A 25,238-nucleotide genomic window follows, 5' to 3' on the forward strand; every position below is an offset into this window, starting at 1 on the left:
GGCGAAAGCCCTGGATGCTTCTGCACCCGAGCCAACGCCGAGCCAAGCCCAAGCAACAGTTTGGGAAGGTGTAGAGAGCAGACGGCGGGCACCTACGGCCGCAAGGCTATGGTGAAGGCGTGCTCCAGACCACGAACAGCGCATGCGCGTTGGCGGCGAAAGTCGAAGTGGTAAGAAAATCCCTCGACCTTACGGTCATGCCGGTTCGATTCCGGCCTCGGGCACCAATCTAGAGCCGCCCCTGTTCACGCAGGGGCGGCTTTTCCGTTCTTGGGCTGCGTGCGCTTGAAGCCTCGATCCCCAGCCATGAATGCCTCCAGCATGTGCGGGATCAGCGTCGCGGCATCGACCGCTTCGCCATACGACTGCGCGTGCAGCGCGGCATAGCGGTCGAGGTCGGCTTTCAGGCTGGCCGGGCACGCGAATGTCAGCTTGACGCTCTCGGTCTTGGGCAGCGGCCCGAGCCGCAGCTTCTTGGTCGTGCTCATTGCGAAGCTCCCCGGTTGAAGAACAGCGGCTGATAGGGCCGCAGCACGAGATCCCGGTTAACGATGACTCGCACCGGCAAGCCGGGGCGCGCCGTCAACGTCGGCTGTATGTTCATGTTGCGCCGGGTGATCTCCTGGCCGACCTGGTTGATGCTGTCCTGGGCGCTGTCACGGCCGGCGATGACGATGCGGTTGCCGTTCTGGCGGTTATCAGGCGCGGCCAGCTCGGCGCCGACGCCCAGCAGCGTCGTCAGCACAGCGCCCGCGACGATGCGATTCCAATGCCAGTTCACATCGTCTTCCAGGCCGGCGTAACCGGCCGGGTCGGTGCCGACAAGGTTGTCGAGCGTGAGCGAGGACGTGTCGGGCAGGATGATCCGGTTCCACACTACCTGTACGCGGCTCTGCCCGTAGCTGACCTGGCTGTTGTAGCGCCCGAGGATGCGCGATCCCTGCGGGATCAGCAGGAACTTGCCTGTGGCCGTGTCAAAGACCGGCTCTGTCACCGTGGCGATCACGTCGCCCGGCAAGTCTGATTTGATGCCCGTGACCAAGGCGCCAGCGATCACCGTTCCGGCCATCACCTGATAGGGCGACGCCGGCAGCGCCAAGTTGCCGGAGTTGCGGGTTTCCGTAGCGCCGCCTTTCAGGAACGCCTCCTTCTGGTCTTGCCGGTTCTGCACGGCAGTCGGGTCGGCAGGCTGGGCCGCCGTCGAGGCCGGCCCGCCGGCGAGCGGATCGAAGGCCGCGAGCGTGCTTGCTGCGCCAGGCGCCACCGGCGCTGCCTGCGCCACCGTGGCTGCACGTTGGCCACCCGAGCGGAAGAACACCGACGAAGCCGCCGCTGCATCGGCCTCCTTGCGCAAGGCATCCTCGGGATCATGGCCCGGTGGCGCATATGCTGGCGTCACGGGCTGCTGCGAGTTGACGATGGCGGGGCCAAGATCGCCCGGCAGCGGCGGCCCCAATTCGGGTAACTTCGGCGGCAGCTTCGAGTAGTCCGCCGGCAGGCCATCCAGACCTTCGGACTTCGACACGCGCTCGACGTTGTAAAGCTCGGTCTGCTCACTGGCCGCGCGCCGCGGGGGCTGCAGCGACCAAATCGTGGCGCCGAGCACGGCGACCGATAGGCCGCCAACGAGGATGGCCAGCGTGCGCCGGTTCAGGCGTGTGACCGGGCGCGGCTGGGCGCGCAGCGCCACCGCCTCCGGTGCGACCTTGTCCGCCTGCGGCGTGGCGAGGTCGGGGGTGTCGTCCTGGCTCATGGTCAGTTCCTCCGCGCGACGCCGTCCGTGCGCTTGATCCGCACCACGTCGCCCTTGTCACCGCCCAGGCGCAGTTCGGCCGCGCCGAACAGCCGATCCACGATGTAGTACGGCGAGCGGAAGCGGTAATTGACCAGTTGCCCGTCGCCTTCCGGCCCGATCACGAACAGCGGCGGCAGCTCGCCTTGCGCGATGCCGGCGGGGAACTGGATATAGACCTTCTGCCCGTCGTCGAAGGCGCGCAGCGGCTTCCACGGCGGATTACTGCCGCTGACCGCGTAGCGGAAGCGCAGGTTCTCCAACGACAAGCCGGAATCCACCGGCGCGACTGCGCTGGCCGCCTGCGCCTGGCGCTGCAAGGCCAGCATCCGGTCGCGCGGATATTCCCAGGACGCCGACGCCATCCACGTCTTTTCCGTCGAGGCCAGCTCCAACAGGTACGTCCTGCGGCTGGTGGTGATGACAAGATTGGTCCTGAGGCCCGAGCGGATCGGCTTAACGAGCACGTTCACGCGCAACTCGGCACCGCGTCCGCTGGACGTGTCGCCCACGATCCAGCGCACGGTATCTCCGGCGGCGACCGTCACCAGCTCCTCGCCCGGCTGGAGCGAAACCACGGTCACGCGGCCCACGGCCGCATAGACCTGATACAGCGCGCCGTCGGTGAACGGCCACACCTGAATCGCGTTGACGTAGCCCTCGCGCGTAGGTGCGACGCGGGCCTCGGCATTGGCGCGCGAGACGCGCACCTTCTCGTCTGCCGGCTCCGGCATGGGCTTGGCGTCCTCGGCTTCGGGCAACGGCTTCAACTGCGCCGGCATCGGCAGCACCTCGGGCACGGCCACCACCTCCACCGGCGCAGGAGGTTCTGGCAGCGGCTGGGCAAGCACCGGCTCATCGAGCGAGATCACGGGCGGCGGCTTGCCCTGCGTGGCGCAGCCCGAAAACAAGGCGGTGGATGCAAGCAGGATCACTGGCAAAGCGGATTTACGGAGAAGATCATTCATGGCTTGGCTCCTTCGGAAGAATCCAGCTCGCGGCTCCACGACAGACCATTGACGTAGATGCCCAAGGGATTGCGGCGCAGGCGTTCTTCGGTGCGTGGTAGCTGGAGCACGATGGTCACCACGGCCGTCCACCGCTCCAGCCCGGCCGCGGCGCCGTTGACGTAGCGGCGTTCCGTCCAGCGCACGTTGAACGAGGTGTTGCTGGCTCGCACGACGCTGGTGATATGCACCGTCACCGACTCCTTGCCGATGCGTGCGAACGGATCGTTCACACGCGCGTAGTCGTTGAGCACCGCTGCGCCCTTGTCGGTCGTGTAGTCGTAGGCGTCCAGCCAGTTCTGGCGGACGACGATGGGGTCGATGGACAGCGAGCGCACCAGCGTCACAAAGCGCGCGATGTAGTACGCCTGCTGCGCATCAGTGGGCCGGTACGACGTGGCGGCCTCGCCCACGGCGCGGACCTGGCCCGCGTTGTCCACCTCCACGACGTAGGGCGTCACGATGGACTGCGCCGAGCGCCACACCAGGCCGCCAGCCATCAGCAGCGCGAGCGTCAGGCAGCCGAAGGCCATCAGCCGCCAGTTCTTCGCCTGCACGCGCGGCGAGCCGATACGGTCGTCCCACACCTGGCCGGCGGCTTGGTACGGCGTGGCAGGTTGCGGCGTGTCGGCATAGCGCACCTGCGGCTTCTTGAATCGCATGGTCAGTTCTCCTTATGAATCGCTTTATTCGTCGGAGCCGCGCAGGCTCGGCCCCTGGCCGGAGCCGCCGCCATCGCCACCGCGCAGCGTGTGGGCGGTGGTGGTCGCGGCGTGGGTGAGTTGCTGGCGGCGATGCAGGCGCTTGGCCCAAGCGGGCCGTTCCTGTGTCTGCGCCGTAGCGGCGCCGGATGCGGCCTCGCCTGCGGCACCCTGACCGAATGCCGCGCCCGCGCCACCATCGGCAGCAGCGCCATTCCAGCCAGCGTGGAAGGGAGCGGCCATGCGTTGCCCGGCAGCGGAAGCGCGGGATGCAGCGCCTCGCCCGGCCGCCCGCGCGCCGGTCTTGGCGACGTTGCCCAGGCCCGCCATCGCGCCCTTTGCGCCGCCGCCAGCGGCGGCGGAACCGGCCTGAAACGCCGACTTCGCACTGCTGGCCGCCGACGTAGCGGCGCGCGCACCGCTACCGGCCAGCTTGGCGGCAGCCGGGGCCATGCGCGCACCAGCAGCCACGGCGCCACCCACGCCCGTCGCGGCGGCGCCGATGGCGACGGCCGTGCCGGCAGCGCCGACAGCAGCACCGGCCATTGCGCCAGCGCCGAGCTGCGGCGCACCGGAGACGAGGCCCGTGGCGATGCCGGGGCCGAAGATCCCGAGCGCCAGCAAGGTGAGCGAGGCCAGCATGATGACCAGCGCGTGGTCGATGGACGGCTCGGCAGGATGGACTTGGAACTGAGCGAACAAGCCTGAGCCGATACCGACGATCACGGCCAGCACCAGCACCTTGACGCCGGAGGCCACCACGTTGCCCAAGACCTTCTCGGCGAGGAACGCGGTCTTGTTCCAGAGCGCGAACGGCACCAACACGAATCCGGCGAGCGTGGTCAGCTTGAACTCGATCAGCGTGATGAACAGTTGGATCGCCAGCACGAAGAAGCACAAGACCACGACCAGCCACGCGAGGAACATCACCACGATGGGGTCGAGGTTCACAAACACTTCGGGAAAGCCCGCCATCTCGCCGATCTGCTCCAGAATCGGCGCCCCGGCGTCGATGCCGGTTTTCGCCAGCCGGCCCGGCTGCAAGAAGTTCTCCATCGTGATGGCCGAGCCGGTGGCTGTGATGCCCAATCCCGCAAACGAGCGGAACACGATGCTGGCCAGCCAGTTGAAGTTATTGATGATGTAGGCGAAGGCACCGACGTAGAGCACCTTGCGCAGCAGCTTGGCGATCACGTCCTCGCCCTGGCCGGTGGCATGGCTCATGGCCCAATACAGGCCGGCGATCGTCATGTCGATGACGATCAGCGTGGCCGTGAGGAACGCCACTTCGCCCCGCAGCAGCCCGAAACCCGAGTCGATATAAGCGGCAAAGGTGTTGAGGAATTGGTCGATGATGGTCACGTCATTCATGGCGTGTCCTTCGGTTCGGCGGGAACGGCCGGCGCCATGCCATCGGCCGGTTCCTCGAAGCTCGGCGGGATCGGCGGCAGGTCGGCCAGCGTCTGGTATTCATCCGGCCCAGCCTGGCCGGAGAAGAAGCGCCGCCGGAAGGCTTCGGCGGCGGCGCGGCAAGCGTCCTCGCCCGTGGCCTGCCGGTCGTCCGCGCATTGCGCGCGCAATGCCTTGAGCCGCAAGGGATCGGCGGCCAAGGCATCGGCAAGGTGGTCAGCCGGCTGTTCGCTGCAAGCGGCCAGCAGCGCAGCAAGTACCAGAACAGACGGGACGAGGACGCATCGCATAGCGGCCTCCCGTCAGTTGCCGTAGAAATCCACGCGCTGCGGCGTGTATGGCGTGCCATCGCCCAGGAAACGCCGCCGCACCTCGCGGGCGCGTTCCGTGGCCGCGGTCTGCCGTGCCAACTCCAGCGAGGCGGCCCGATCTTGCGTGATCTGGAGCCGCTGCGACTGGATCGACTGCTTGGCCTGCAAGGCCAGCAACTGGTTCATGGCCTGCATGGCTTGCAGCGCGCCTTCGGCCGACTGGCTCTTGCCCACGAGGTCGGCCAGCACGCTTTCGTCTTCGCCCAGGTTCTGCGACACCTGGGCCTGCATCCGCATGGTGGTCTGCAAGCCGTTGAGCGTGTTCCGCCAATGCTCCTGCGCATCGCGGTACATCTGGTCGCCGCTGACGGTGGCGGCGTACTGCTCGGGATACAGGCGCTGGAACTCCCGATCCAGATTCGTCACGTCGTAGGCCAGGCCGCGCGCCTGGTCGATCAGCCGCTGCGTGGTCGCCAGATTGGCGCGCAACTGGCCGACCACGCTGGACGGCAGGCTGGCGAGGTTGCGCGCCTGATTCATCAGCATCTGCGCTTCGTTCTGGAGCTGCTGGATCTGGTTATTGATCTGCTCCAGCGTGCGGATCGCGGTCAGCGTGTTCTGCACGAGGTTCGTGGGGTCGATCACAACCCATTGCGCGTGGGCGGTGGCAGTGCAAAGCATGGCCGAGATGGCGGCGGCGACAAGACGCTTTTTCATGGCAGGTTCTCCTGTGGGTGGTCGGTGGTACGGAAAGAACCCGGCGCGAGGCCGGGGAACGAGGCCAGCAGGTCGGCCGCCCAATCGAGGCCGCGATGGCGCAGCCAGGCGCCCGCGAAGCCGGGCACGCCGGCGTCCAGCAGCACGCGGTCTATGTCGCGCTGGTCTTGCGGCGTGGAAGCGCCCGCGAAGGCCAGCGCCGCCTGCCCCAGGTCGAGGTCGAACAGGCGATTGCCGAGGCGGGATTGGTAGTAGTAGTCGCGCTTGGGGCTCGCGGTGGCGACGATCTCGATCTGCCGGCTGTTCAGGCCGAAGCCTTCGTAGATCGTGCGAATCTGCGGTTCCGTCGCCTGCGGGTTGGGCAAGAAAATCCGACTCGCGCAGCTCTCGATGATCGCGGGCGCGATGCTCGAATCCTTGATGTCGGCGAGGCTCTGCGTGGCGAAGATGACGCTGACGTTCTTCTTGCGCAGCGTCTTGAGCCACTGGCGGATGCGTGCGGCAAACACCGGGTCGTCGAGGAACAGCCACGCTTCATCGAGGATCAGCAGCGTGGGCGCCCCGTCGAAGCGTTCATCGAAACGCGCAAAAAGGTAATGCAGCACGGCCATGACGGCGGCCTTGCTGTGCATCAGCTCCTCCATCTCGAAGCACTGCACGTCGGCCATGCCCAGCCGGTCGTGGTCGGCGTCCAGCAGCTTGCCGTGCGCGCCACCCAGCACATAGGGCGGCAACGCCTGCCGAAGCGTGTTCGATTGCAGCAGCACGGAAAGCCCGGTCATCGTGCGCTGCTCCACCGGCGCACCGGCGAGACTTCCCAGCGCCGACCAGATGGCCGCGTTCTCGTCTGGGCCGACCGCCACGCCTTCGTGCAGCAAGCGGCCTTCGATCCATTCGGCGGCCCAGGTGCGGTAGCCCTCGCGGTCGATGCGTGCGAGCGGCTGGAAAGCGATTTCGCCATCCGTGCCGAGGTCGTAGTGCTCGCCGCCCAGCCCGAGGATCGTGGCTCGCATCGAGCGCCCCATGTCGAAGGCGAAGATGCGCGAGCCGCGGTAGCGGCGGAACTGCATCGCCAGCGTGGCAAGCAAGACCGACTTGCCCATGCCAGTCGGCCCCGCGACCAGCGTGTGGCCCACGTCGCCGATGTGCGTCACCAGCCGGAACGGCGTGGCGCCATCGGTGCGCGTGACGATCAGCGGCGGGCCGTCGAGATGGTCGTTCTTCTCCGGCCCGGCCCATACCGCCGATACCGGCATCATGTGCGCCAGGTTCAGCGTCGAGACGATGGGCTGACGCACGTTGGCGTAGGCGTTGCCCGGAATGGACGACAGCCACGCATCCACGGCGTTGAGCGTTTCGGGAATGGTGACGAAGCCCCGGCCCTGGATGGCACGCTCCACCATGCGCAGCTTCTCGTCGGCTGCGCCGGCGTCCTCGTCCATGACGGTGACGGTCGCCGTCAGGTAGCCGAAGGCGACTTGATCGCTGCCCAGTTCCTGCAAGGCGGCATCCGCGTCCGCCGCCTTGTTGTTCGCGTCGGTATCGACCAGCGGGCTTTCCTGCTGGAAGATCGTTTCGCGCAACAGCGCGATGACGTTCTTGCGCTTGGCGAACCACTGGCGGCGCAAGCGCCCCAACCCCCGTTCCGCCTCGGATTTGTCGAGGCACAGAAAGCGCGTGCTCCAGCGATACCCAAACCCCAGGCGGTTGAGGTCGTCCAGAATCCCCGGCCAGGTCGAGGTCGGGAAACCTCGCACCGACACCACGCGCAGGTGCTGGTCGCCCAGCATGGGCGCCAGGCCGCCGACCAGCGCGGAATCGGTCAGCAGCGCGTCGATGTGGAACGGCACTTCGGGCACGCCCACGCGATAGCGCAGCGTCGAGATGGTCGCGTGCAGGTAGGTCAGCGTCTGCGCGTCATCGAGCCAGTCAATTTCCGGCATCACGCTGTCGAGCAGGTCGAAGACGCGATCCGTTTCCGCGACGAAGGCTTGCAGCCGCTCGCGCCAGTCCACGCCATTCGTCGGCGTGTTCTCGTAGAGCATCCTGGCTGCACGAGCGCGGGATTCTTCCGGCGGCAGGTAAAGCAGCGTCAGGTGATAGCCGCTCTCGAAGTGATTACCCGATTCCTCGAAGGCGGCCCGGCGTTCTTCCTCCACCACCCACGAAAGCGGCTCGGGAAACTCCGAGTGCGGATAGTCGGCCGCAGGCCGGCGCTCGGCTTCGATGAATAGCGCCCAGCCCGATCCCATGCGGCGCAGCGCATTGTTCAACCGCGCCGACGTGGCGACCAGCTCGCCTTGCGTCGCGCTGTCGAGGTCAGGCCCGCGAAACCGGGCCGTGCGCTGGAAACTGCCGTCCTTGTTCAAGACGAGGCCCGGCGCGACCAGCCCGGCCCAGGGCAGCCAGTCGGCAAGCAAGGCCGGGCGCTGGCGGTATTCGGCGAGATTCAGCATCGCGGCGTCCTCCCCTCACACGTCCAGCAGCGGGCGGTGCTTGATGTGCCGGGCGAAGACCTGCATGAACTGCGGATCGACGCGCGCACCCCACACCGCCAGCGAATGGCCGACGATCCAGAGCACCACGCCGGGAATCCACAGTTGCAGGCCCAAGCCGACAGCGGCGGCCAGCGTGCCGTTGGCGATCGCCACGGTGCGCGGCGCACCGCCAAGCAGAATCGGCTCGGTCAGTGAGCGATGCAGCGGCACCTCGAAGCCGTCCCTGAAGGTGTCCGGGGCACTCATACGACCGCCCCGCCGGAGAAGCTGAAGAACGACAGGAAGAAGCTGGAAGCCGCAAACGCGATGGACAGACCGAAGACGATCTGGATCAGCTTGCGGAATCCGCCGGACGTGTCGCCGAAGGCGAGCGCGAGGCCCGTGGCGATGATGATGATGACCGCGACGATTCGCGCCACCGGCCCCTGGATGGATTCGAGGATGGATTGCAGCGGGCCTTCCCACGGCATCGAGGAACCGGCGGCCTGCGCGGTTCCGGCTAGGAACAGCAGCAGCGCGGCCAGCAGCAGCCCTTGCCCCGCAGGGCGGGCCAGGCAGCGCAGCCGCGCGTGGCGCAAAGCCGGATTTGCAGAAAAACGGAAAGCAGGAATGGTCATCTGCGTCATGGCAGTTCTCCAAGTGAGTCAGGGGATGGGGAAGTCGCCGCAGCGGGTGCGGCATTGGGAAGCGGCGGCAGCTCGGGAAACGGCGTTTCCAGCGCGTCCGCCAGTTGGTAGCCCACGCCGTCGAAGCCGACGACGCGGGCGATGCTCTCGATGCGGCGTTTGCGCCCGCGCCCGGCGATGTGGATCGCCACGTTGACCGCCTCGGCGATCAGCGCACGGGGCGGGTTCACCGCCACTTCGAGAATCAGTTGCTCCAAGCGCAGCAGCGCGCCGAGTGCGGAGCCGGCATGGATCGTGGCGATGCCGCCGGGATGGCCGGTGCCCCACACCTTGATGAGATCCAGCGCCTCGGCGCCGCGCACTTCGCCAACGACGACGCGATCAGGCCGCAGGCGCATGGACGAGCGCACCAGCTCGGTCATGGACACCACGCCTGCGCGGGTGCGCAGAGGAACGTGGTCACGGGCCGCGCATTGCAGCTCCACCGTGTCTTCGAGCACCAGCACGCGGTCGCCGGTGGCGGCGATTTCGGCGAGCAAAGCATTGGCGAGCGTGGTCTTGCCGCTGCTGGTGGCGCCGGCGATCAGCACGTTCTGCCGCTCGCGCACGGCGCGAACGAGAAAGCCCGCTTGCGCGCTGGTCATCATTCCGTCGATGACGTACCGCTCCAGCGGAATTACGCCGATGGCACGCTTGCGCAGCGCGAAGGCCGGCCCCGGCGCTGCCGGCGGCAAGATGCCCTCGAAGCGTTCGCCGGTTTCGGGCAACTCGGCGGACAGCAGCGGCTGGCCGCGATGGACTTCTGCGCCGACGTGGGCCGCGACCAGGCGGATGATTCGCTCGCCGTCCGCCTCGGACAGTTCCACGCCCATCGGCGCGCGCCCACTAGAAAGCCGATCCACCCAAAGGGTGCGATCAGGATTCAGCATCACCTCCACCACGTCCGGGTCTTCGAGCGCGGCGGCGATCAGCGGCCCCATCGCCGTGCGCAACATCTGGATGCGGCGGTCGAGCGACGTGGCGGTCATGGACTGCGGAACGGCACTCATGACGCACGCTCCTGCGCTTGCGCGGCTGCCGCCGCGTCTTCCATCCGCATCGGGTCGGGATGCAGTTCCTCCACCACGTCGCGCACCAGGCTGCGGCCCCGCAGCAGGTGGCGGCCAAGCTGCTCGGTGAACTGCTCGAAGCGCGCTTTGCCCTGCGCGCGTGCCGCGTCTTGGTGCGCCTCGGGGACTGGTGTGCTGACCGTGAGGTAGTAGCGAATGAACAGCGCCAGCGTTTCGATGGCGATGTTCTGGTCGCGCTCCATGCGCTCGGCCTGGCGCGACAGGCGATCCAGCCGCTTGGCGATGGCCGCTTCGCGCTGGTCGGCGGCATCGGGCGACAGCCACGATGCGAGCGCCGCCGCGACGATGGACGACTTGGACACGCCTTTCTTGGCGGCAAGCTCATCGAGCCGCTTGGCGTGCTCGGGCTGGATAAAGAGGTTCAGGCGGTAGTGGCTCATAGCTCGATTCCGTCGTTGGGGTCGAGGGAAGCCAGCCGGGCCGTGCGCTGCATGGCTGGATCAAGCTGGCGAGGAAGGGGAAGCGGCAGGTCGTCGTCGTCATCGAGCAGCCCAAGGTCGGCCGCAGGCGCGGCCAGCACGGGGTCGTAGGCGACGGTTTCGGAGAGTTCGGGCTGACGGCATGGGCCGCCGTCGTCGGTGCTGTCCAAGTCGTCGGCGGATGCCGTGCCCGGTGCTGCCGGCATCAGCGGAATCGCCAGCCCGCTCCAGTCATCGGGCCGCGATGGCGGCGCGTCGGCGTACTGCCCGTCCGCCAGCGCGGGCGGCGGCAGCACGCGACGCTTGAAGTTGCTGTCCACGTAGTAGCGCAGCTTCTTCGCCTTGATCGGCGCCATGCTGGACACCATCACCACTGCCTCGTCGGGTGGAAGCTGCATGACTTCGCCCGGCGTCAGCAGCGGGCGGGCCGTCTCCTGGCGCGACACCATCAGGTGGCCCAGCCACGGCGCGAGCCGATGGCCCGCGTAGTTGCGCTGGGCACGCAGCTCGGTGGCCGTGCCCAGCGTCTCGGAGATCCGCTTGGCGGTGCGTTCGTCGTTCGTGGCGAACGTCACGCGCACATGGCAGTTGTCGAGAATCGAATGGTTCTGGCCGTAGGCTTTGTCGATCTGGTTGAGCGACTGCGCGATGAGGAAGCTGCGGATGCCGTATCCGGCCATGAAGGCCAGTGCCGTCTCGAAGAAGTCCAAGCGCCCCAGCGCCGGGAACTCGTCGAGCATCAGCAGCAGCTTGTGGCGGCGCTCGATGCCATCGGAGCCATCGAGCGATTCGGAGAGGCGCCGACCGATCTGGTTGAGGATCAGGCGAATGAGCGGCTTCGTCCGCGAAATGTCCGAAGGCGGCACCACCAGGTACAGCGACACAGGATGCGCTGCCGCGATCAGGTCTGCGATGCGCCAGTCGCAGCGCGAAGTGACTTCGGCCACCGTGGGATCGCGGTACAGGCCGAGGAACGACATGGCCGTGGACAGCACGCCCGAGCGTTCGTTGTCGCTCTTGTTGAGGACTTCACGCGCCGCCGACGCGACGACCGGATGCGCCCCATCGCCGAGGTGCGGCGTGGTCATCATCCGATGCAAGGTCAGCTCGAAGGGGCTGGCCGGGTCGCTAAGGAAGTTGGCGACGCCGCGCAGCGTCTTGTCCTTGCCCGCGTAGAGCACATGCAGGATGGCCCCGACCAGCAGTGCGTGGCTGGTCTTTTCCCAATGGTTTCGCTTCTCCAGCGCGCCTTCGGGATCAACCAGAATGTCCGCGATGTTCTGCACGTCGCGCACCTCATGCGCGCCGCGCCGTACCTCCAGCAGCGGGTTGTAGGCCGCCGACTTCGCATCGGTCGGGTTGAACAGCAGGCAATGTGAGAAGCGCGAGCGCCAGCCGGCGGTGATCTGCCAGTTCTCGCCCTTGATGTCGTGGATGACGGCGGATGCGGGCCAGGACAGCAAGGTGGGCACCACCAGGCCCACGCCCTTGCCGGAGCGCGTGGGCGCGAAGGTCAGGACATGTTCCGGGCCTTCATGCCGCAGGTACTGGCGGTCATGCTGGCCCAGGAACACGCCGGCCGGCTGCGTGAGGCCCGCCATGCGAATGTCCTGCGCGTTCGCCCAGCGGGCAGAGCCGTAAGTCGTGACAAGGCGCGATTGGCGCGAGCGCCAAATCGACATGCCGATGGCGACCACCACCGCCAGCAGGCCGCTGCCGCCCGCGATGGCGCCGCCGGTATCGAACACGCGCGGCGCGTAGGCATCGAAAACGAACCACCACTCAAACAGCTTCCACGGGTGGTAGATCGGTGTGCCGAGAAGGTCAAACCAGGGCGAGCCAAGGCGTAGTTGATAGCCAAGAGCCGCTGCTGTCCATTGTGTGGCGCCCCACACGCCGGCGATCACGATGCCGAATACCACGGCGATCTGACCGAACAGCACGTTCGTCCCTTGCATGACCTGGCCTCCGATTTCTCCTGCGCTGATTCCTCATGGGGAAGGCGGCACAAGAACGTGCCGCAGGCGTCAGGATGGGTGTCGGGTCAGTGCCGGTCAAAGACTGCTTCGAGCAGAAAGGTCGAGCAAAAAGACAGAATTAGTGCAGGGGCGAACCAATGAAAAACACCGCAAGCGATAACGCATTGCGGCGTGTCGAGCAGAAATATTGAGGCGATGCTGCGAACCGCCAACGATCAGAACTTGGCTGATTCCTTCGGTGGTGTGTACGGCGTTTCACCGTCGCCATAGAACCGCTTGCGCGTGGCTTCGGCTACCCGATTGCACAGCACGTCGCCCAGCTTGGGGCGATCCGTCTTGCATTGTTGGCGCAGCTCTTTGAGCCGTTCGGGGTTGGCCGCCAGTTCTTCCACCGTCGGGATATTCGCCTCCGGAACGTTGGTCGTTTGTGGCGTCTCGGAATTGCCGCAGGCAGTCAGCGCGGCCACCAGCAGGAACTGGATGAGCTTCTTCATGGCGTGGATTCCTCCAAGGGATCGGAATGATGGCCCGGCTTGGGCCTTGGGGGTTCCGGAGATTCAATGGCCTGCACGCGCTCAATGAACCGGGCCAGAACATCGGACGGCTCGCCTTCGGGGAACAGTAGGTAAGTTGTCAGCGGCGGCACGCGCAATGCCAGCGGTCGGGCCACCACACCTGCGTCAGGGTTAGCGGCAATGCGCGCGGCACCCGTAAACCCAAGCGCCAGGCCAGCCGACACCAGCACCATCATCAGATCGCACGTAGCAACCCGTTCTGCGACCAACGGCTCCGTGCCGGCCCGGCGTAGCACACGATCTACGAATCTGGCATGGCCTTCGCAAACTTGTGGATCGCATAGAACCAGCGGATAGCGCAGCAACTCCTCCAAAGGAATGCGCTTGTACGCAAGCAGCGGATGCCGGGCTGGCACCGTTACTATGAGCGCGTCTCGCCATACAGGTATGGCGGCGATGCTGTCACCTACTTCATCAGACTGCGCAAACCCCACGTCGTACAGATCGTCGTGCAGACCTTTGATCTGCTGTGATAGCGGTACCTCGAAGAATCGGAGTTCAAGTTCAGGCTCTTCTTGTCGGCATAGCGCCAGCAGAGCCGGTAGGCGCGACGGTGTGATGCCGTCCGACAATGCCACTCGCAATTGCCCATGGAAACCATTGGCCGCCGCTTTCACGCTATCGCGGGCTTGCTCCAAGACAGTGAACACGCGACGCACGTGTTCCAAGAACAGTCGGCCAGCGAGCGTCAATCGAGTGCTGCGAGTGGTGCGAGCAAATAACACCGCCCCGAGTTCCACCTCCAACTCCTTGATAGCGCGCGACAGAGGCGACTGCTCAATGTGCAGCCTCTCCGCTGCTCGTGCGAAGTGGAGTTCTTCAGCAACGGCCAAGAAGCAACGCAGATGACGAAGCTCCATATAGTGCCCTCTCAAAATGCATCTTCATCGCAGAGCCTCCATGCTCAATCTCGTCACAACGATCTGTGTGGACGACGATTGGCGTCCCGTACAGATGTAGATCGGATGAAAATCGGAGCGATCATGACGCCCCGCCACGATTGCATTTCCCGAATCGTTGAGAGCCTGGCCTTACGTGTGCAACGATGGCCGCAGACACACTCCGTCGATACTCGAGGAGGAGCCTTTTAGTTGGTTAAATCGGCAATTGACAAGAGCAAGGTGGTGAGTTGCTCTGGCATGGTGATGTGGGGGTTGTGCGAAGCAGGCAGCTCATAATATTTCCACCCTTCTCGGGCTTGAGCGCGGGACGCCGAAAGACCAAAGGTGTCATACAGACCAGTCTTCGTACAGTAAATATACGCAGAAGGGATGTTTGAAGCTTCTCCCGCTAGACATAGAGGAGATGTGAACGTAGCAAGGGGTTGCGGTCCGCGCCTCCCTTGGGCGAGCTTTTGATCATGGTCAGGGGTGTCCGGCGGAAGTGGGCTTGGGGGGACCAGCCAACCGAATCCATTGTTCTTGACGTCTTCCAGGATGGCGGCTCGCTGAGCCTTTGGCATGAGATCCAATGCGCACTCATCGGACTCCGGTAGTAGTGCGTCGATGTATATCAACTGTTGAATCCGATCGGGGATTCTGTCGGCCACACCAGTCACGACCATTCCCCCATAGCTGTGCCCGACCAAGATGACATGGTTGAGGTTCTCCGACTCGATAGCACGGACGACATCATCGACGTGCATATGCAGGTCGATACGAGGTCCAAGCAAGTGCGAGCGTTCACCCAGCCCCGTACAGGTTGGCGTCAGGAGTCGGTGATGCGCTGCCAAAAAGAGAGAGTGCATTCGCCACCACGCCCAACCTGCTGACCAGGCCCCATGGACCATCACAAAGGTGTTCATGGGGCGAGACTCAGTATCGATATGCCAAGAAGCCGCCGTCCAGCAGTATCTCGGCGCCAGTCACGTACCCAGCCTCTTCTGATGCAAGAAACAAGATTGCGTTCGCGGCGTCTTCTCGCTTACCGGTGCCGCCCAGTGGAACGGTTTCAAAGAACTTTTCCCGCATTTTGGGATCAGCGGACACCACTGAGGTTCGCATGGGGGCAGAAGACCGGGAACGATGGCGTTTACCCGGATCCCTGATCTTGCGTACTCGCCTGCAGCAGAGCGCGTCATGGCCAACACCCCGGCTTTCACGGCGCAATAGCCCATGTGGAGACCGGGCATGCCTGCATACGCTGCGATGGAGGAAATCGTGATGATTGATCCCCCACCTGCACGAGTGATGGCGCGGGCGCCATGGCGGATGGCTAGGAAGGTGCCGCGGATATGGATTGACGTCAGTCGGTCGAGATAGTCGACCTTTTCATGATCAGGAACCATACCGCTTATGCCGGCATTGCTTACAACGATATGAATGGCTTCGAAGGATTGCTCCCCCTTCTGAAGGGCTTCCTTCCAGTTTTCCTCTTCAGTGACGTCTAGCTTGACGAAGCATGCTTCGCCACCCCCCTCGGTAATCGACTGTGCGACTGCTTGGCCTTCTTGCTCTAGTAGGTCAGCGATGACCACGCGCGCGCCCTCGCGCGCAAACATCCTTGCTGTGGCTTCACCAATGCCGCTCGCGGCGCCTGTCACGAAAGCAGTTTTTCCAGTGAATCTCATACACGTCTCCTTGCAATATGAAAAGGGCAGAGGGGGTTCAGAGTCTCGGCCGTCTAGCATCTTACACATATCTCGGTAATATTCAAGATGTCAGCAAGATTCCGTTGTCGGCTGGCTAAGAAGCTTGACGCGAGTCGAGGCTGACTCTCGCTTGCCGCCGCTTACGTCATTCGGGCTCTAGGGAATGTCTGCAAAACTCAGGCGCTGGCCGCGTAGCGTGAACGGCAGCGCCCTGCGATGATCTGCGGCATGAAGCAACTCGGACTGGGCCTGAACCTGTCGACTAAGAAGACGCGCAAGCGGGAGTTCTGGGAGGAGATGGAGCGCGTGGTTCCGTGGTCGGCGCTGGTGCAGATCGTGAAGCCGTACTACCTGAAGGCGAAGACGGGCCGGCCGCCGTTTGCCATCGAGACGATGCTGCGGGTTCATTACCTCCAGCAGTGGTTCGCGCTGAGCGACCCGGCGATGGAAGAGGCGCTGCACGACATGCCCGTGTTTCGCGAGTTCGCCAAGCCAGGCGACGTGGCGCGGTTGCCGGACGAGACGACGATCCTGAGGTTCCGCCACCTGCTGGAGAAGCACGACCTGGCGACCGACATGCTGCGAGTGGTCAACGACATCCTGCAGGCCAAGGGCCTGTTGATGAAGAAGTGCAAGGTGGTCGACGCCACGCTGATCGCAGCGCCGAGTTCGACGAAGAACGCGTCGATGCAGAGTCGGGACTGGTGCACAGCGTCGTGGGCTGGTCGGCCAACGTGAACGACGTGACGCAGGCAGGCAGCTTGCTGCACGGCGTTGAGGAGGTCGCCTTCGGCGACGCCGGCTACCGCGGCGTTCACAAGCGCGGCGAGGCTCAGGGGCTGCAGTGGCACGTGGCGATGCGCGCCGGCGACCGCCGCAAGCTGAACCCATTCCTGCAGCCCGACTTCCTGGCAGAGCAGGCGGAGAAGCTGACGGCGAGCATCCGAGCCCAGGTCGAGCACCCGTTCCGTGTATTAAAGCGGCAGTTCGGCTACACGAAGGTGCGGTACCGCGGCCTGGCGAAGAACACAGTTCAGATCGTCACGCTGTTCGCGCTGTCGAACCTGTGGATGGCTCGGCGCAGCTTGATGGGGCGCGCAGGGATGAGTGCGTCCGCAGCCTTATGCGGGGCGGCCTCGAAGGGCACCGAAACCATCATGTAGCGCCGCGTACGGGCAGTGATTTGAAGCAACCATGCGTAGCGTGGCGTAGTCAAGATGCTTCCGAATCGGCGCTGCGAATCACGTTGCGCAGACCTTTCCTCGCGTAGGTGATGCAGAGGTCGCGGACAACGGACCAGATACAGTGGACCCAGAGCAAGGGCACTGCGAAGCGGCCGAGGACCATGTGCTGTCCAAGTTCAGCTAGCATGTCAACAGGACACAACTTGTTTTTTGCCCCATCGCGCTGACGAAGGGCTCGTTTTATACCGGCAAAGGCATTGCATGAAGAAGTCGCTCGCTGTTTCCTCTAGGAGACAAAAATCCAACTCCAACCGAACTGAAGCGCCGACTCTGGCCGAGCAGGCTTATAAGAGGCTTGAGGAGATGATCATTACTCTGCAGCTAGCACCAGGCGTGGTGCTTTCTGAGTATGGTTTGTCGGAACTGCTGGAAATTGGTAGAACACCAATCAGAGAGGCGCTCCAGCGTCTCGCCGGAGAGGGACTGGTTGTGGTCCTCCCCAAGCGAGGGGTTCTTGTTTCCGAAACCAATATTCGCACCCAACTCCGATTGCTGGAGTTGCGAAGGGAAGTGCAACGTCTTCTCGCACAACTCGCAGCAGAGCGGGCAACAGAGGAGGAGAGGGCGCATTTTGCCCAGATCGGCGCTTCTCTGCTTCATGCAGCTAGCGCGCGCGACGAAGGGCTTTTTGCTCAGCTAGATCGAGAACTCGATGAGTGCATGTGGAAAGCGGCTCGCAATGAGTTCATAACCAAGACGATGGCGCTCATGCGCGGTTTATCGCGCAGGTTCTGGTTCGAGCACTATCGCAGGGTTGGAGATCTTCCGCTGGCGGCCACATTGCATTCAAAAATGGCCGAGGCGATAGCCAGGGGTCACTCTAAGGATGCCGCTGCGGCCTCCGATCGTCTTGTTGACTACATCGAGAGCTTTGCGCGAGAGACCATCACCAATTAGAACTTGGGTACCTTGGTGCTGCGAATTGGCCCCGGCGCGCGGAGATTAAGTCAGGCAGTTTGACCCTGCCTCGATTTCGCGTACAGCAAGAAGTTGGAAACTTCAAAGGTTCGATCACGCGACCTCGGCCGCCTTCCTGTAACCCGTCTCGTCACGCCGATCACGGGCCAGCAACGCCCAGACGATTCGAGCGTTCTTGCTGGCGAGTGCCACCGCCGCCACGTTCTTGTTGCGCCGCTGGACCACAAAGGTGGCCCCGGAAATCTGAACACGGCGATGAGTGAAAACTCTGCCCTGTGAGCGGTCCGCGAAGAGCGGGCTGACATGGAGCGAGAGCATGAGCAGAAGACCACGCCGGAACTTCTCACCGGCGTTCAAGGCCAAGGTGGCGCTGGAGGTCAACCGTTCGCCGGCAGCCGCATGCCGCGCCACATGCTCAAGGCACGAGGCTTCGAGGTCGGGCGCAAGCACGTGGCGCCCCTCATGCGGCGCATGGGCATCAAGGCGCTGTACAGCAAGCCCAACACGAGCCGCAGCATGTGTGATCTACCCGTACCTGTTGCGCGGCCTGGCGATCGAGCGTGCGAACCAGGTCTGGGCGATGGACCTGACCTGCATCCCGATGGCACGCGGCTTCGTGTACCTGGCCGCGATCATTGACTGACATAGCCGCAAGGTCCCGGCCAGGGACGTGTCGATGTCGATGGAAGCGGACTTCTGCGTGCGCGTGCTCGACCATGCGATCGCGCGTCACGTCAAGCCGGAGATCTTCGATACCGACCAGGGTTCGCAGTTCACCAGCATGGTGTTCACCGAGCGGCTCAAGGGCGAGGGCATCGCCATCAGCATGGGCGGTCACACGAGATGCCCACCGCGTCGGTCGTGCGTTCGCGCAAGCGACGCCCGCCCGCCACCGTGGACATCTCTGCACTGCGGTCAACCCCGGCAGCGTTCCACTTGTCGTCGCCCGACTCGTGTTCAGACCGATGGGGCCACCTCTCGGCCGCACATCCTCTTAGTACCTCATTTCAAGGGAAAACCCTCTATGAGATACTTTTGCCGCTCATGTAATATACTTGTGTCATGCAAGTTGGCATATGACTGCGAAACTGCATGACATCGATTGGTCCTCATCTATCTGTGTCATGCAAAGGAGACAAAATGAAGTTAAGTCGGCGGACTTTTACCCAAGCAACCCTGGGTGCGGCGGCGATATCTGTGGGTGGGCCTCTGTTTGCGCAGGACCGACCTCTGCGTCTTGGCCTGTTGGCGCCGCGATCAGGGGTGGCTGCCTTCATGGGGGAGGACAGCATTCGAGCCGTTCGGTGGGGGGTGGACCGAATCAACCGGTCGGGGGGATTGCAGGTAGGAAAGTGGAGCTCGTCATTCAGGAGGAGACCACTCCCAAGGACACAGTTGAGCGGTTTCGCCATCTGGCACTGCAGGAGAAGGTGGACGCCATTCATGGACTGATTTCTACCGGCGTTACTCTGGCAGTCGCCCCCGTCGCAGAGGATGAGCGTGTTCTGCTCCAGTGCTGGGATGGAACGACACAAAACGGAGTGCAAGAGTCGATGCCAAAAACTCGTTTTGTGTTCCGGTCGACTGACAACGAGTGTGAAGCAGTGATGAGTTCGCTCATGGCCATCAAACGCTTCAAAGGTAAGTTCGCAACTATTGCAGGAGTGAATTCCGACTATTCGTATGGGCGAAACTGCTGGGAAACGTTCAAGACGTTGTTGTCTCGCTATGACATCGAGGCCAAGGTTGTTTCTGAGCAATGGATCCGGGTTGGTGCCACCGATCTCACGACGAACGTGGCGGCATTGAACGCCGCCAAGCCTGATCTGATTTTCAATTCGCTCTTCCTCTCCGATCTTCCTATCTTTCTTCGGCAGGCCTCCGCGGCAGGTCTGCTGGCCAACGCAAAGATCGTGTCGGCCGTGGCGGGTGGTCAAATCAATGACCTGCGGTCCAGTTTCGTTCCCGAGGGTGCATTGCTGGGGCAGAACACCTTCTACTTTGACTTGCCCGGAGCATCCGAATTGCAGAAGTCGTTTGTTGCGGAATACAGGGACCGCTACAAGGCCATTCCGACCACATTGGCTGACCGCGCCTACTTCAATCTGATGGCTTACAAAGCCGGTGTCGAGAAGGCGGCGAAGGCTGCCGGCCGCTGGCCAAAAACTGATGAGATCGCTGATGCCATTGCCGGAAACGACATCGAAAGTCTAGGTGGCCGAGGGCGTTATCGGGCCGACAAGATTGCCGAACAGATGTTCTACCAAGGCTTCAGTAAGAACAGTACTCAGCATGAGTACCCGGGGCTGTCCGATATTACCGCCGCGTTTTCTGATCAATTGCAGAAGCCTGCAGGCGCAGACTACTGGAAATGGATCAAGACTGCAGATTTCCGCGTGTAATTATTCGTTAGCGGAGTGTGCTTTAAGCGTACTCCGCTAAGTTAAAAATTCCGTACACGCATGAAATGGATGCTTCAATGCAGTATGCCAACCTCTTTTTAGCCGGTCTCTTCCAAGCCGCGATTTTGTTTCTTGTCGCCTGCGGTCTGCAACTCATCTTTGGCGTTCAAAAGGTCGTCAATCTTGCCTGTGGTTCGTTCTATGCGCTGGGAGCGTTTTTTGCTATTACGGCTGTCGGCCTCTTGCACCAATGGCAAATGCCGATGATTTTTCTTGTTCCAGCACTTGTGTTGTCTGGTGTACTCGTTGGAACAGTCGGAGCTCCGTTAGAGTTGTTGTTACGTCCCGTATATAGGCGAGACCCTAGCTATCAACTTTTGCTGACCTTTGGTCTTTTGCTGATGTTCCAGGATGTTTTTCGTTTTTTCTGGGGTGCTGCACCGAGATCAATGGACAGCTCTCTATATGGAATATATGGAACGATCGACATAAGTGGATTGCAGATCCCTGTATATAACTTTCTTGTCATTGGAGCGAGCATCCTAATCGCAATGATTTTAGGATTGTCACTCAAGCGAACCCGTATTGGACGGATCGTACGGGCTACGGCTGAAAATCGGAACATGACTGAAGCATTGGGTGTTAATTCATCCAAAGTATTCACAATGGTTTTTACGCTGGGCTGCATTCTAGGAACTGTGGGTGGGGCATTGGTTATTCCCACTTCGGCTGCCTCTATGACCATGGCCGCTGAACTCGTGGTGGAGGCCTTTGCAGTTGTTGTGATCGGGGGCTTGGGCAGCATGGCTGGGGCTGCTGTTGGCGCCATCATTGTCGGGCTCATGCGGGCGTTCGCAGTTTCGTTAGCTCCTGAAGTGGAGATTCTCTCCATCTATCTAGTTGTCGTTGTTGTCCTCTTGATTCGCCCTGTTGGATTGTTTGGAAGGAGCGCATCTTGAGCGCAGTATTTGACGTAATTTCTCCGAGAATTCGGCCTCGGCCGAAGCCGCGGTTGCTTAACGGCGTTATTCCATTTGTTGTGTTGCTAGCTGGACTTGCAATTGCACCTTTGATGCTAACGCCGTACAGCACCGTGATGCTTATGCCTGCCTTGGCATTTGGAATCGCTCTTCTCGGCATGAATCTTCTGTTTGGCTACACGGGGTTGCTGTCCTTTGGCCATGCAATGTTCTTGGCTGTAGGGGCATACGTGGCGGCCGCAGCGACCCAGGCGGGCGTTCTCCACTTTGAGTTGATCTTGATCGCAGCAGCGAGTTTGGGAGGACTATTCGCATTGGCGATTGGTGCTCTCTGTGTCCGTTTCACACATATCTTCTTTGGCATGCTCACACTTGCGTTTGGCATGCTTCTTCACTCTTTCCTGTTCAAGTTCTACAACTTGACAGGAGGTGATCAAGGTATGCGTGTCCTGCGGCCGATGTTACTGGGGCAGGATTGGGATATGACTGCGACTCAGTTTCTCAGTGGTCCGTTCTATTACTACTGTTTGATAGTTTATGTGCTGCTCGGATTGCTCACCTGGCGCATCGTCAGTTCGCCTCTTGGCCTCCAGCTGCGCGCTATTAGAGACAATGAGAGCAAGGCTCGGTACCTTGGCGTACGTGTCTATCGCCTCCGACTGTTTGCCTTTGTAGTGTCTGGCGTTTTCGGTGCAATCGCTGGCGCGATGTTGGGGGTTTCCACTGGACTTGCTGATCCGGAGCTTGCGTATTGGCCTCAGTCAGGCAATCTTATTTTCATGATGATTCTTGGGGGGGCTGGAACCTTTGTGGGGCCTGGGGTAGGGGCGCTCATTTTTGTTCTGCTGCATGAAGTACTGGTATCGAGTACGGCCTACTGGAGATTTATGTTGGGTGCTACGTTGGTGTTTCTCGTGCTTGTGCTTCCAGAAGGATTGATCGGCACGATTTCCAATCACTTGCAACGTCGTGTAAGGGGAGATGCCCAATGAGTGCCATGTTGAGCGCATGCAATGTATCCAAATCTTATGGATCGTACCAAGCTCTAAAGAATGTGTCTTTGGAGATCGGAGGCGGTGAATTCGTGTCAATAGTCGGCCCGAATGGAGCAGGGAAGACCACACTCGTCAATGTGTTGACGGGGTTGGCGGCCCCCTCCCAAGGGACGGTGCATTTCATGGGAAATAGTATTGCTGGAGTAGGTCCGGTTAAGTTGGCTGCGATGGGCATGGCCCGTTCATTCCAGCTGGTCAATATTTTTCCAGAGGTGAGCGTTTGGGAGACGATCGCAGTTGCTGTAAGTTCAAGGTTGCGTAGAGCTTCGAATCCATTACGAACATTGACCAAAGATCCTCAGATCGAGGACGAAGTTCAGCATATTGCTGGAACACTTGGCTTGCATCACAAGCTTTTTGAACGAGCTGGTTCTCTCTCACAAGGAGAGAAAAAACTCCTTGATATCGCCAGCGCATTTGCACTTCGTCCTAAGGCCATCCTTTTAGATGAACCTACTTCGGGCGTCTCAAGTGGAGACAAATACGGGATTATGGAACTGTTAGTGAAGGCGGCACGCTCGGAAGGGGTGAGCGCCATCATTCAAGTCGAGCATGACATGACACTGGTCGCACGTTACTCGCATCGGGTGATCGCGCTTCAGGAAGGGCGTGTGATTGGAGATATGTCTCCGGATGTTTTCTTTAAGGACTCCTTGATGCTTGAAGCAGTGATCGGCCCTGTCCACAGTAGTCAGAAAAAAAACGAGGGGGAACACCAGCCATGCTGAACGTGTCCGAACTGACCGTGGACATCCAGGGAAGTCGAATTCTTCGAGGTATCAGTCTTGAGGTTCGCGCCGGTGAACTGGTATGTCTTCTCGGCAGAAATGGAGCGGGAAAGACCACCACTTTTCGGTCGTTGATGGGCTATCTTCGGCCCGTTTCCGGGCGCATCTCGTGGGAAGATAAAGATCTTGCGCGCTTGAGCACATGGCAGATTGCGCAACTGGGCATTGGCTTTTCCCCTGAAGAATCGGAAGTGTATGCCGACCTCACGGTCGAGGAAAACATTGAACTTCCGACGTGGACTCGTACCTGTGGCAGACCTGCTGCGGAGCGCATTTCGGAAGCATATCGTATTTTCCCCAAGCTGGAACGATACCGTAAACGCGGGGGGCAGAGCTTTCGGGTGGCGAGCGCAAGATGGTATCTATCGCCCGCGCATTGGCTCTCGACGCAGAACTCCTTTTACTCGACGAACCTTTTGAAGGTCTCTCACCCGCCATCATTCCACTTGTAGCGGAGGGAGTCGCCGCGATTCGCCAATCTGGGAAAGCCATTGTGATGGCTGAATCCAATTTGCATCATGTTCCAGATTACATAGATAAACTAGTGGTGATTGAGCGCGGTGAAATTATTTACACGGGCTCGTTGAGCGGAGCTCTCGGGGACGTGGAGGTTATGAAAATTATCGCGGGTGCCGTGGATGCGGAACCTCAAACTTGACCAGGGGCGAGATATGAAGACATATACGGGCGATCGAACTATCGATGGAATTAAAGTGCTCGCCGATGGCCAATTGTTGCCTGACCGGACCGACCTGCGTCGCTATGCGGAAATGGGGTTCGAATGGGGGTACGAAGGTGCCGAGCCGCGGCAGTTGGCTTTCGCTCTTCTTTTGGATCACACCGGTGACTTGAATCTTTCCGCTGATTCTTGCGAATCTTTCATGAAGGTCATGGTTGCAAATTTTGATAATGAGTGGAGCATTGCTTCCGCAGATATTGAAAACTGGCTACGAAGCAAGTCAAGGTATTGACTGCGGCTGAAATCGAGTGTTGTTGGCAGGCATGCCCCTGTTGGGGTGAATTTAATTGGAGGTTTTCATGGAGCTTCAATCTACTATGATGAAGGAACGCCAGCGTCGATATCGCAAAGAGTATCGACATCGTGTGGCGGGTTGGTACCACGGTTGGCTGCACTTGGCGATCATTGCCATCAGCGGTTTCACGGCGCTCTACATCTATGCTGCCAATCTTCGCAACGTCCAACTGTGGGAATGGCTGGCCTTGCCATTGGGTTTCATGGCTTATCAACTCACCGAATACTTGCTGCATGCGCATGTAATGCATCGGCCTCGCAAGAACGTCATTTTCCGGGCGCTCTATGTGCGACACACATTGATGCATCATCAGTTCTTTACGCGCGAAGAAATGCGTTTCGCGGATCATAGAGATTGGCGTGTAACGTTCTTTCCCCCTTTCACAATGATCGTGCTTACCTTGCTGTCTCTCGTGCCATCGCTCGTCGCTGGCTGGATTCTCTCCCCTAATTTCGGCTGGCTGTTGATGGCCGCGCTGACGGGTAGCTACATGTTCTATGAACTCGTTCATTTCTCATGCCATGTGAACGACAACTGGCTTATTCGAAATACGCCGATTATTAATACTGCGCGCCGGCATCATACGGCGCATCACGATCATCCATTGATGATGGAAGTTAATATGGGTATCGGAACCCCTATTTTTGATTGGTTGTTTGGAACCTCCGATCTCAAAAGAGGATTTTGGGGTCATATCTTTAACGGCTACAGCACGCGTTATTTGAAGCAAGATCTTCGAAAAACAGTTCGTACACCCAATTCAAATGATGGCGTTGTGAAATCGGCAAGCTTCTAACATGACTGCCAAATATCCGGAGTGATTAAATGCCAACTAAATTCAAAGTAATTATTTCCATACTGATTTTGATGCTCTTCGGGGTGATAGGTTTGTATGAGTTTTCGATTGATCTTCGAACGGCTGGTTGGGCTGCATTTTTCTTGGGCGGGTTTATGGTGTTTTCGATCTGGATTTTTCCTGAGGTAAGCAGGGATGATCCTGTCGACGCCAATTGAGCGGCAGAGGGGTGCTCTGATTACTTCTACTTCAGATCGGATTAAGAA

Annotated in this window: 27 protein-coding genes and 4 pseudogenes; 12 read left to right on the forward strand and 19 right to left on the reverse strand. The window is 61.2% G+C overall.

From position 1 onward, the window contains the following. Positions 1-245: 245 nt before the first annotated feature. The 18 genes and pseudogenes from ABSY19_RS26065 to ABSY19_RS26150 form a co-directional block, all read right to left on the reverse strand. Positions 246-488: a DUF2274 domain-containing protein gene (locus ABSY19_RS26065; RefSeq protein WP_056581693.1), complete on the reverse strand. Its 243-nt coding sequence runs from the start codon at positions 486-488 to the stop codon at positions 246-248. Beyond that, positions 485-1,753 carry a TrbI/VirB10 family protein gene (locus ABSY19_RS26070; protein WP_056581690.1) on the reverse strand — a complete coding sequence of 423 codons (1,269 nt, stop codon included), beginning with the start codon at positions 1,751-1,753 and terminating at the stop codon, positions 485-487. Before ABSY19_RS26070 ends, ABSY19_RS26065 begins: the two co-directional genes overlap by 4 nt. Positions 1,754-1,755: 2 nt before the next feature. Continuing rightward, positions 1,756-2,760: a P-type conjugative transfer protein TrbG gene (gene trbG, locus ABSY19_RS26075; RefSeq protein WP_056581687.1), complete on the reverse strand. Its 1,005-nt coding sequence runs from the start codon at positions 2,758-2,760 to the stop codon at positions 1,756-1,758. Then, a complete protein-coding gene (trbF, locus tag ABSY19_RS26080) occupies positions 2,757-3,461 on the reverse strand; it encodes a conjugal transfer protein TrbF (protein ID WP_066116900.1) in 705 nt (234 codons plus the stop codon). The genes trbG and trbF overlap by 4 nt, the downstream gene beginning before the upstream one ends. Before the next feature lie 24 nt (positions 3,462-3,485). After that, positions 3,486-4,871, reverse strand: a complete 1,386-nt coding sequence (gene trbL / locus ABSY19_RS26085; protein ID WP_056581682.1) for a P-type conjugative transfer protein TrbL — start codon at positions 4,869-4,871, stop codon at positions 3,486-3,488. After that, positions 4,868-5,200, reverse strand: a complete 333-nt coding sequence (locus ABSY19_RS26090; RefSeq protein WP_056581679.1) for an EexN family lipoprotein — start codon at positions 5,198-5,200, stop codon at positions 4,868-4,870. The genes trbL and ABSY19_RS26090 overlap by 4 nt, the downstream gene beginning before the upstream one ends. Before the next feature lie 12 nt (positions 5,201-5,212). Beyond that, a complete protein-coding gene (trbJ, locus tag ABSY19_RS26095; protein ID WP_056581676.1) occupies positions 5,213-5,938 on the reverse strand; it encodes a P-type conjugative transfer protein TrbJ in 726 nt (241 codons plus the stop codon). Beyond that, positions 5,935-8,394 carry a conjugal transfer protein TrbE gene (trbE, locus tag ABSY19_RS26100; RefSeq protein ID WP_382157235.1) on the reverse strand — a complete coding sequence of 820 codons (2,460 nt, stop codon included), beginning with the start codon at positions 8,392-8,394 and terminating at the stop codon, positions 5,935-5,937. Before trbE ends, trbJ begins: the two co-directional genes overlap by 4 nt. A 15-nt stretch (positions 8,395-8,409) precedes the next feature. Beyond that, complete coding sequence (locus ABSY19_RS26105) at positions 8,410-8,682, reverse strand: VirB3 family type IV secretion system protein (RefSeq protein ID WP_056581671.1); 273 nt, start codon at positions 8,680-8,682, stop codon at positions 8,410-8,412. After that, positions 8,679-9,062 carry a TrbC/VirB2 family protein gene (locus ABSY19_RS26110; RefSeq protein ID WP_056581670.1) on the reverse strand — a complete coding sequence of 128 codons (384 nt, stop codon included), beginning with the start codon at positions 9,060-9,062 and terminating at the stop codon, positions 8,679-8,681. The genes ABSY19_RS26105 and ABSY19_RS26110 overlap by 4 nt, the downstream gene beginning before the upstream one ends. Beyond that, the gene (gene trbB / locus ABSY19_RS26115; protein ID WP_056581667.1) at positions 9,059-10,111 is read right to left on the reverse strand and encodes a P-type conjugative transfer ATPase TrbB; all 1,053 of its coding nucleotides are present in this window, start codon (positions 10,109-10,111) and stop codon (positions 9,059-9,061) included. The genes ABSY19_RS26110 and trbB overlap by 4 nt, the downstream gene beginning before the upstream one ends. Beyond that, complete coding sequence (locus tag ABSY19_RS26120; protein WP_003111089.1) at positions 10,108-10,572, reverse strand: ribbon-helix-helix protein, CopG family; 465 nt, start codon at positions 10,570-10,572, stop codon at positions 10,108-10,110. Before ABSY19_RS26120 ends, trbB begins: the two co-directional genes overlap by 4 nt. Further along, positions 10,569-12,569 carry a conjugal transfer protein TraG gene (locus tag ABSY19_RS26125; RefSeq protein WP_056581665.1) on the reverse strand — a complete coding sequence of 667 codons (2,001 nt, stop codon included), beginning with the start codon at positions 12,567-12,569 and terminating at the stop codon, positions 10,569-10,571. The genes ABSY19_RS26120 and ABSY19_RS26125 overlap by 4 nt, the downstream gene beginning before the upstream one ends. A gap of 236 nt (positions 12,570-12,805) precedes the next feature. After that, positions 12,806-13,084, reverse strand: coding sequence for an EexN family lipoprotein (locus ABSY19_RS26130; RefSeq protein ID WP_056581661.1), 279 nt, complete (start codon positions 13,082-13,084; stop codon positions 12,806-12,808). After that, positions 13,081-14,025, reverse strand: a complete 945-nt coding sequence (locus ABSY19_RS26135) for a LysR family transcriptional regulator (RefSeq protein ID WP_066123738.1) — start codon at positions 14,023-14,025, stop codon at positions 13,081-13,083. Before ABSY19_RS26135 ends, ABSY19_RS26130 begins: the two co-directional genes overlap by 4 nt. Positions 14,026-14,252: 227 nt before the next feature. Further along, a complete protein-coding gene (locus ABSY19_RS26140) occupies positions 14,253-14,969 on the reverse strand; it encodes an alpha/beta fold hydrolase (RefSeq protein WP_082548893.1) in 717 nt (238 codons plus the stop codon). A 10-nt stretch (positions 14,970-14,979) separates the two neighbouring features. Beyond that, entirely contained in the window at positions 14,980-15,168 is a 189-nt protein-coding gene (locus tag ABSY19_RS26145; protein WP_382157237.1) for an SDR family oxidoreductase, read from the reverse strand. A gap of 65 nt (positions 15,169-15,233) precedes the next feature. Beyond that, a pseudogene (locus ABSY19_RS26150) lies at positions 15,234-15,803 on the reverse strand (SDR family NAD(P)-dependent oxidoreductase); the annotation flags it as partial. 180 nt (positions 15,804-15,983) lie between these two features. On the opposite strand from ABSY19_RS26150, the pseudogene ABSY19_RS26155 reads away from it, so the two are divergent. Both ABSY19_RS26155 and ABSY19_RS26160 read left to right on the forward strand, forming a co-directional pair. Beyond that, positions 15,984-16,918 (forward strand): annotated as a pseudogene (locus ABSY19_RS26155) (transposase). A 282-nt stretch (positions 16,919-17,200) separates the two neighbouring features. Next, complete coding sequence (locus ABSY19_RS26160; RefSeq protein ID WP_082548890.1) at positions 17,201-17,896, forward strand: GntR family transcriptional regulator; 696 nt, start codon at positions 17,201-17,203, stop codon at positions 17,894-17,896. A 114-nt stretch (positions 17,897-18,010) separates the two neighbouring features. Here the strand turns inward: ABSY19_RS26160 and ABSY19_RS26165 are convergent. Then, positions 18,011-18,142 (reverse strand): annotated as a pseudogene (locus tag ABSY19_RS26165) (IS110 family transposase); the annotation flags it as partial. Between the two features lie 156 nt (positions 18,143-18,298). Here ABSY19_RS26165 and ABSY19_RS26170 point away from each other — a divergent pair. From ABSY19_RS26170 to ABSY19_RS26215, 10 genes and pseudogenes are all read left to right on the forward strand, one after another. Then, positions 18,299-18,752, forward strand: a pseudogene (locus tag ABSY19_RS26170) (transposase); the annotation flags it as partial. Positions 18,753-19,269: 517 nt separating this feature from the next. Next, positions 19,270-20,319: an ABC transporter substrate-binding protein gene (locus ABSY19_RS26175; RefSeq protein ID WP_382157239.1), complete on the forward strand. Its 1,050-nt coding sequence runs from the start codon at positions 19,270-19,272 to the stop codon at positions 20,317-20,319. A 77-nt stretch (positions 20,320-20,396) separates the two neighbouring features. Continuing rightward, positions 20,397-21,278 (forward strand): branched-chain amino acid ABC transporter permease, encoded by an 882-nt coding sequence (locus ABSY19_RS26180; RefSeq protein WP_056581653.1) that lies wholly within the window; start codon positions 20,397-20,399, stop codon positions 21,276-21,278. Then, positions 21,275-22,291 carry a branched-chain amino acid ABC transporter permease gene (locus tag ABSY19_RS26185; protein WP_056581651.1) on the forward strand — a complete coding sequence of 339 codons (1,017 nt, stop codon included), beginning with the start codon at positions 21,275-21,277 and terminating at the stop codon, positions 22,289-22,291. Before ABSY19_RS26180 ends, ABSY19_RS26185 begins: the two co-directional genes overlap by 4 nt. Then, a complete protein-coding gene (locus tag ABSY19_RS26190; protein WP_066123746.1) occupies positions 22,288-23,082 on the forward strand; it encodes an ABC transporter ATP-binding protein in 795 nt (264 codons plus the stop codon). The genes ABSY19_RS26185 and ABSY19_RS26190 overlap by 4 nt, the downstream gene beginning before the upstream one ends. Beyond that, the gene (locus ABSY19_RS26195) at positions 23,076-23,594 is read left to right on the forward strand and encodes an ATP-binding cassette domain-containing protein (RefSeq protein ID WP_382157241.1); all 519 of its coding nucleotides are present in this window, start codon (positions 23,076-23,078) and stop codon (positions 23,592-23,594) included. Before ABSY19_RS26190 ends, ABSY19_RS26195 begins: the two co-directional genes overlap by 7 nt. Then, the gene (locus tag ABSY19_RS26200) at positions 23,498-23,800 is read left to right on the forward strand and encodes a hypothetical protein (protein WP_382157243.1); all 303 of its coding nucleotides are present in this window, start codon (positions 23,498-23,500) and stop codon (positions 23,798-23,800) included. The genes ABSY19_RS26195 and ABSY19_RS26200 overlap by 97 nt, the downstream gene beginning before the upstream one ends. A 13-nt stretch (positions 23,801-23,813) precedes the next feature. Beyond that, positions 23,814-24,113 carry a DUF6166 domain-containing protein gene (locus ABSY19_RS26205; protein WP_082548887.1) on the forward strand — a complete coding sequence of 100 codons (300 nt, stop codon included), beginning with the start codon at positions 23,814-23,816 and terminating at the stop codon, positions 24,111-24,113. Between the two features lie 67 nt (positions 24,114-24,180). Further along, positions 24,181-24,972 (forward strand): sterol desaturase family protein, encoded by a 792-nt coding sequence (locus ABSY19_RS26210; RefSeq protein ID WP_081266375.1) that lies wholly within the window; start codon positions 24,181-24,183, stop codon positions 24,970-24,972. A gap of 29 nt (positions 24,973-25,001) precedes the next feature. Next, positions 25,002-25,190, forward strand: a complete 189-nt coding sequence (locus ABSY19_RS26215; RefSeq protein WP_081266257.1) for a hypothetical protein — start codon at positions 25,002-25,004, stop codon at positions 25,188-25,190. Positions 25,191-25,238: the final 48 nt, after the last annotated feature.

Origin of the sequence: Hydrogenophaga sp. ANAO-22, from assembly GCF_042466645.1 — a bacterium.
GTDB lineage: Bacteria > Pseudomonadota > Gammaproteobacteria > Burkholderiales > Burkholderiaceae_C > Hydrogenophaga.

Excerpts from the sequence above, each read along its gene's own strand:
- ABSY19_RS26065 (WP_056581693.1), bottom strand. The coding sequence starts at position 488 with ATGAGCACGACCAAGAAGCTGCGGCTCGGGCCGCTGCCCAAGACCGAG.
- ABSY19_RS26070 (WP_056581690.1), bottom strand. The coding sequence starts at position 1,753 with ATGAGCCAGGACGACACCCCCGACCTCGCCACGCCGCAGGCGGACAAG.
- trbG (WP_056581687.1), bottom strand. The coding sequence starts at position 2,760 with ATGAATGATCTTCTCCGTAAATCCGCTTTGCCAGTGATCCTGCTTGCA.
- trbF (WP_066116900.1), bottom strand. The coding sequence starts at position 3,461 with ATGCGATTCAAGAAGCCGCAGGTGCGCTATGCCGACACGCCGCAACCT.
- trbL (WP_056581682.1), bottom strand. The coding sequence starts at position 4,871 with ATGAATGACGTGACCATCATCGACCAATTCCTCAACACCTTTGCCGCT.
- ABSY19_RS26090 (WP_056581679.1), bottom strand. The coding sequence starts at position 5,200 with ATGCGATGCGTCCTCGTCCCGTCTGTTCTGGTACTTGCTGCGCTGCTG.
- trbJ (WP_056581676.1), bottom strand. The coding sequence starts at position 5,938 with ATGAAAAAGCGTCTTGTCGCCGCCGCCATCTCGGCCATGCTTTGCACT.
- trbE (WP_382157235.1), bottom strand. The coding sequence starts at position 8,394 with ATGCTGAATCTCGCCGAATACCGCCAGCGCCCGGCCTTGCTTGCCGAC.
- ABSY19_RS26105 (WP_056581671.1), bottom strand. The coding sequence starts at position 8,682 with ATGAGTGCCCCGGACACCTTCAGGGACGGCTTCGAGGTGCCGCTGCAT.
- ABSY19_RS26110 (WP_056581670.1), bottom strand. The coding sequence starts at position 9,062 with ATGACGCAGATGACCATTCCTGCTTTCCGTTTTTCTGCAAATCCGGCT.
- trbB (WP_056581667.1), bottom strand. The coding sequence starts at position 10,111 with ATGAGTGCCGTTCCGCAGTCCATGACCGCCACGTCGCTCGACCGCCGC.
- ABSY19_RS26120 (WP_003111089.1), bottom strand. The coding sequence starts at position 10,572 with ATGAGCCACTACCGCCTGAACCTCTTTATCCAGCCCGAGCACGCCAAG.
- ABSY19_RS26125 (WP_056581665.1), bottom strand. The coding sequence starts at position 12,569 with ATGCAAGGGACGAACGTGCTGTTCGGTCAGATCGCCGTGGTATTCGGC.
- ABSY19_RS26130 (WP_056581661.1), bottom strand. The coding sequence starts at position 13,084 with ATGAAGAAGCTCATCCAGTTCCTGCTGGTGGCCGCGCTGACTGCCTGC.
- ABSY19_RS26135 (WP_066123738.1), bottom strand. The coding sequence starts at position 14,025 with ATGGAGCTTCGTCATCTGCGTTGCTTCTTGGCCGTTGCTGAAGAACTC.
- ABSY19_RS26140 (WP_082548893.1), bottom strand. The coding sequence starts at position 14,969 with ATGAACACCTTTGTGATGGTCCATGGGGCCTGGTCAGCAGGTTGGGCG.
- ABSY19_RS26145 (WP_382157237.1), bottom strand. The coding sequence starts at position 15,168 with ATGCGAACCTCAGTGGTGTCCGCTGATCCCAAAATGCGGGAAAAGTTC.
- ABSY19_RS26160 (WP_082548890.1), top strand. The coding sequence starts at position 17,201 with ATGAAGAAGTCGCTCGCTGTTTCCTCTAGGAGACAAAAATCCAACTCC.
- ABSY19_RS26180 (WP_056581653.1), top strand. The coding sequence starts at position 20,397 with ATGCAGTATGCCAACCTCTTTTTAGCCGGTCTCTTCCAAGCCGCGATT.
- ABSY19_RS26190 (WP_066123746.1), top strand. The coding sequence starts at position 22,288 with ATGAGTGCCATGTTGAGCGCATGCAATGTATCCAAATCTTATGGATCG.
- ABSY19_RS26195 (WP_382157241.1), top strand. The coding sequence starts at position 23,076 with ATGCTGAACGTGTCCGAACTGACCGTGGACATCCAGGGAAGTCGAATT.
- ABSY19_RS26200 (WP_382157243.1), top strand. The coding sequence starts at position 23,498 with ATGGTATCTATCGCCCGCGCATTGGCTCTCGACGCAGAACTCCTTTTA.
- ABSY19_RS26205 (WP_082548887.1), top strand. The coding sequence starts at position 23,814 with ATGAAGACATATACGGGCGATCGAACTATCGATGGAATTAAAGTGCTC.
- ABSY19_RS26210 (WP_081266375.1), top strand. The coding sequence starts at position 24,181 with ATGGAGCTTCAATCTACTATGATGAAGGAACGCCAGCGTCGATATCGC.
- ABSY19_RS26215 (WP_081266257.1), top strand. The coding sequence starts at position 25,002 with ATGCCAACTAAATTCAAAGTAATTATTTCCATACTGATTTTGATGCTC.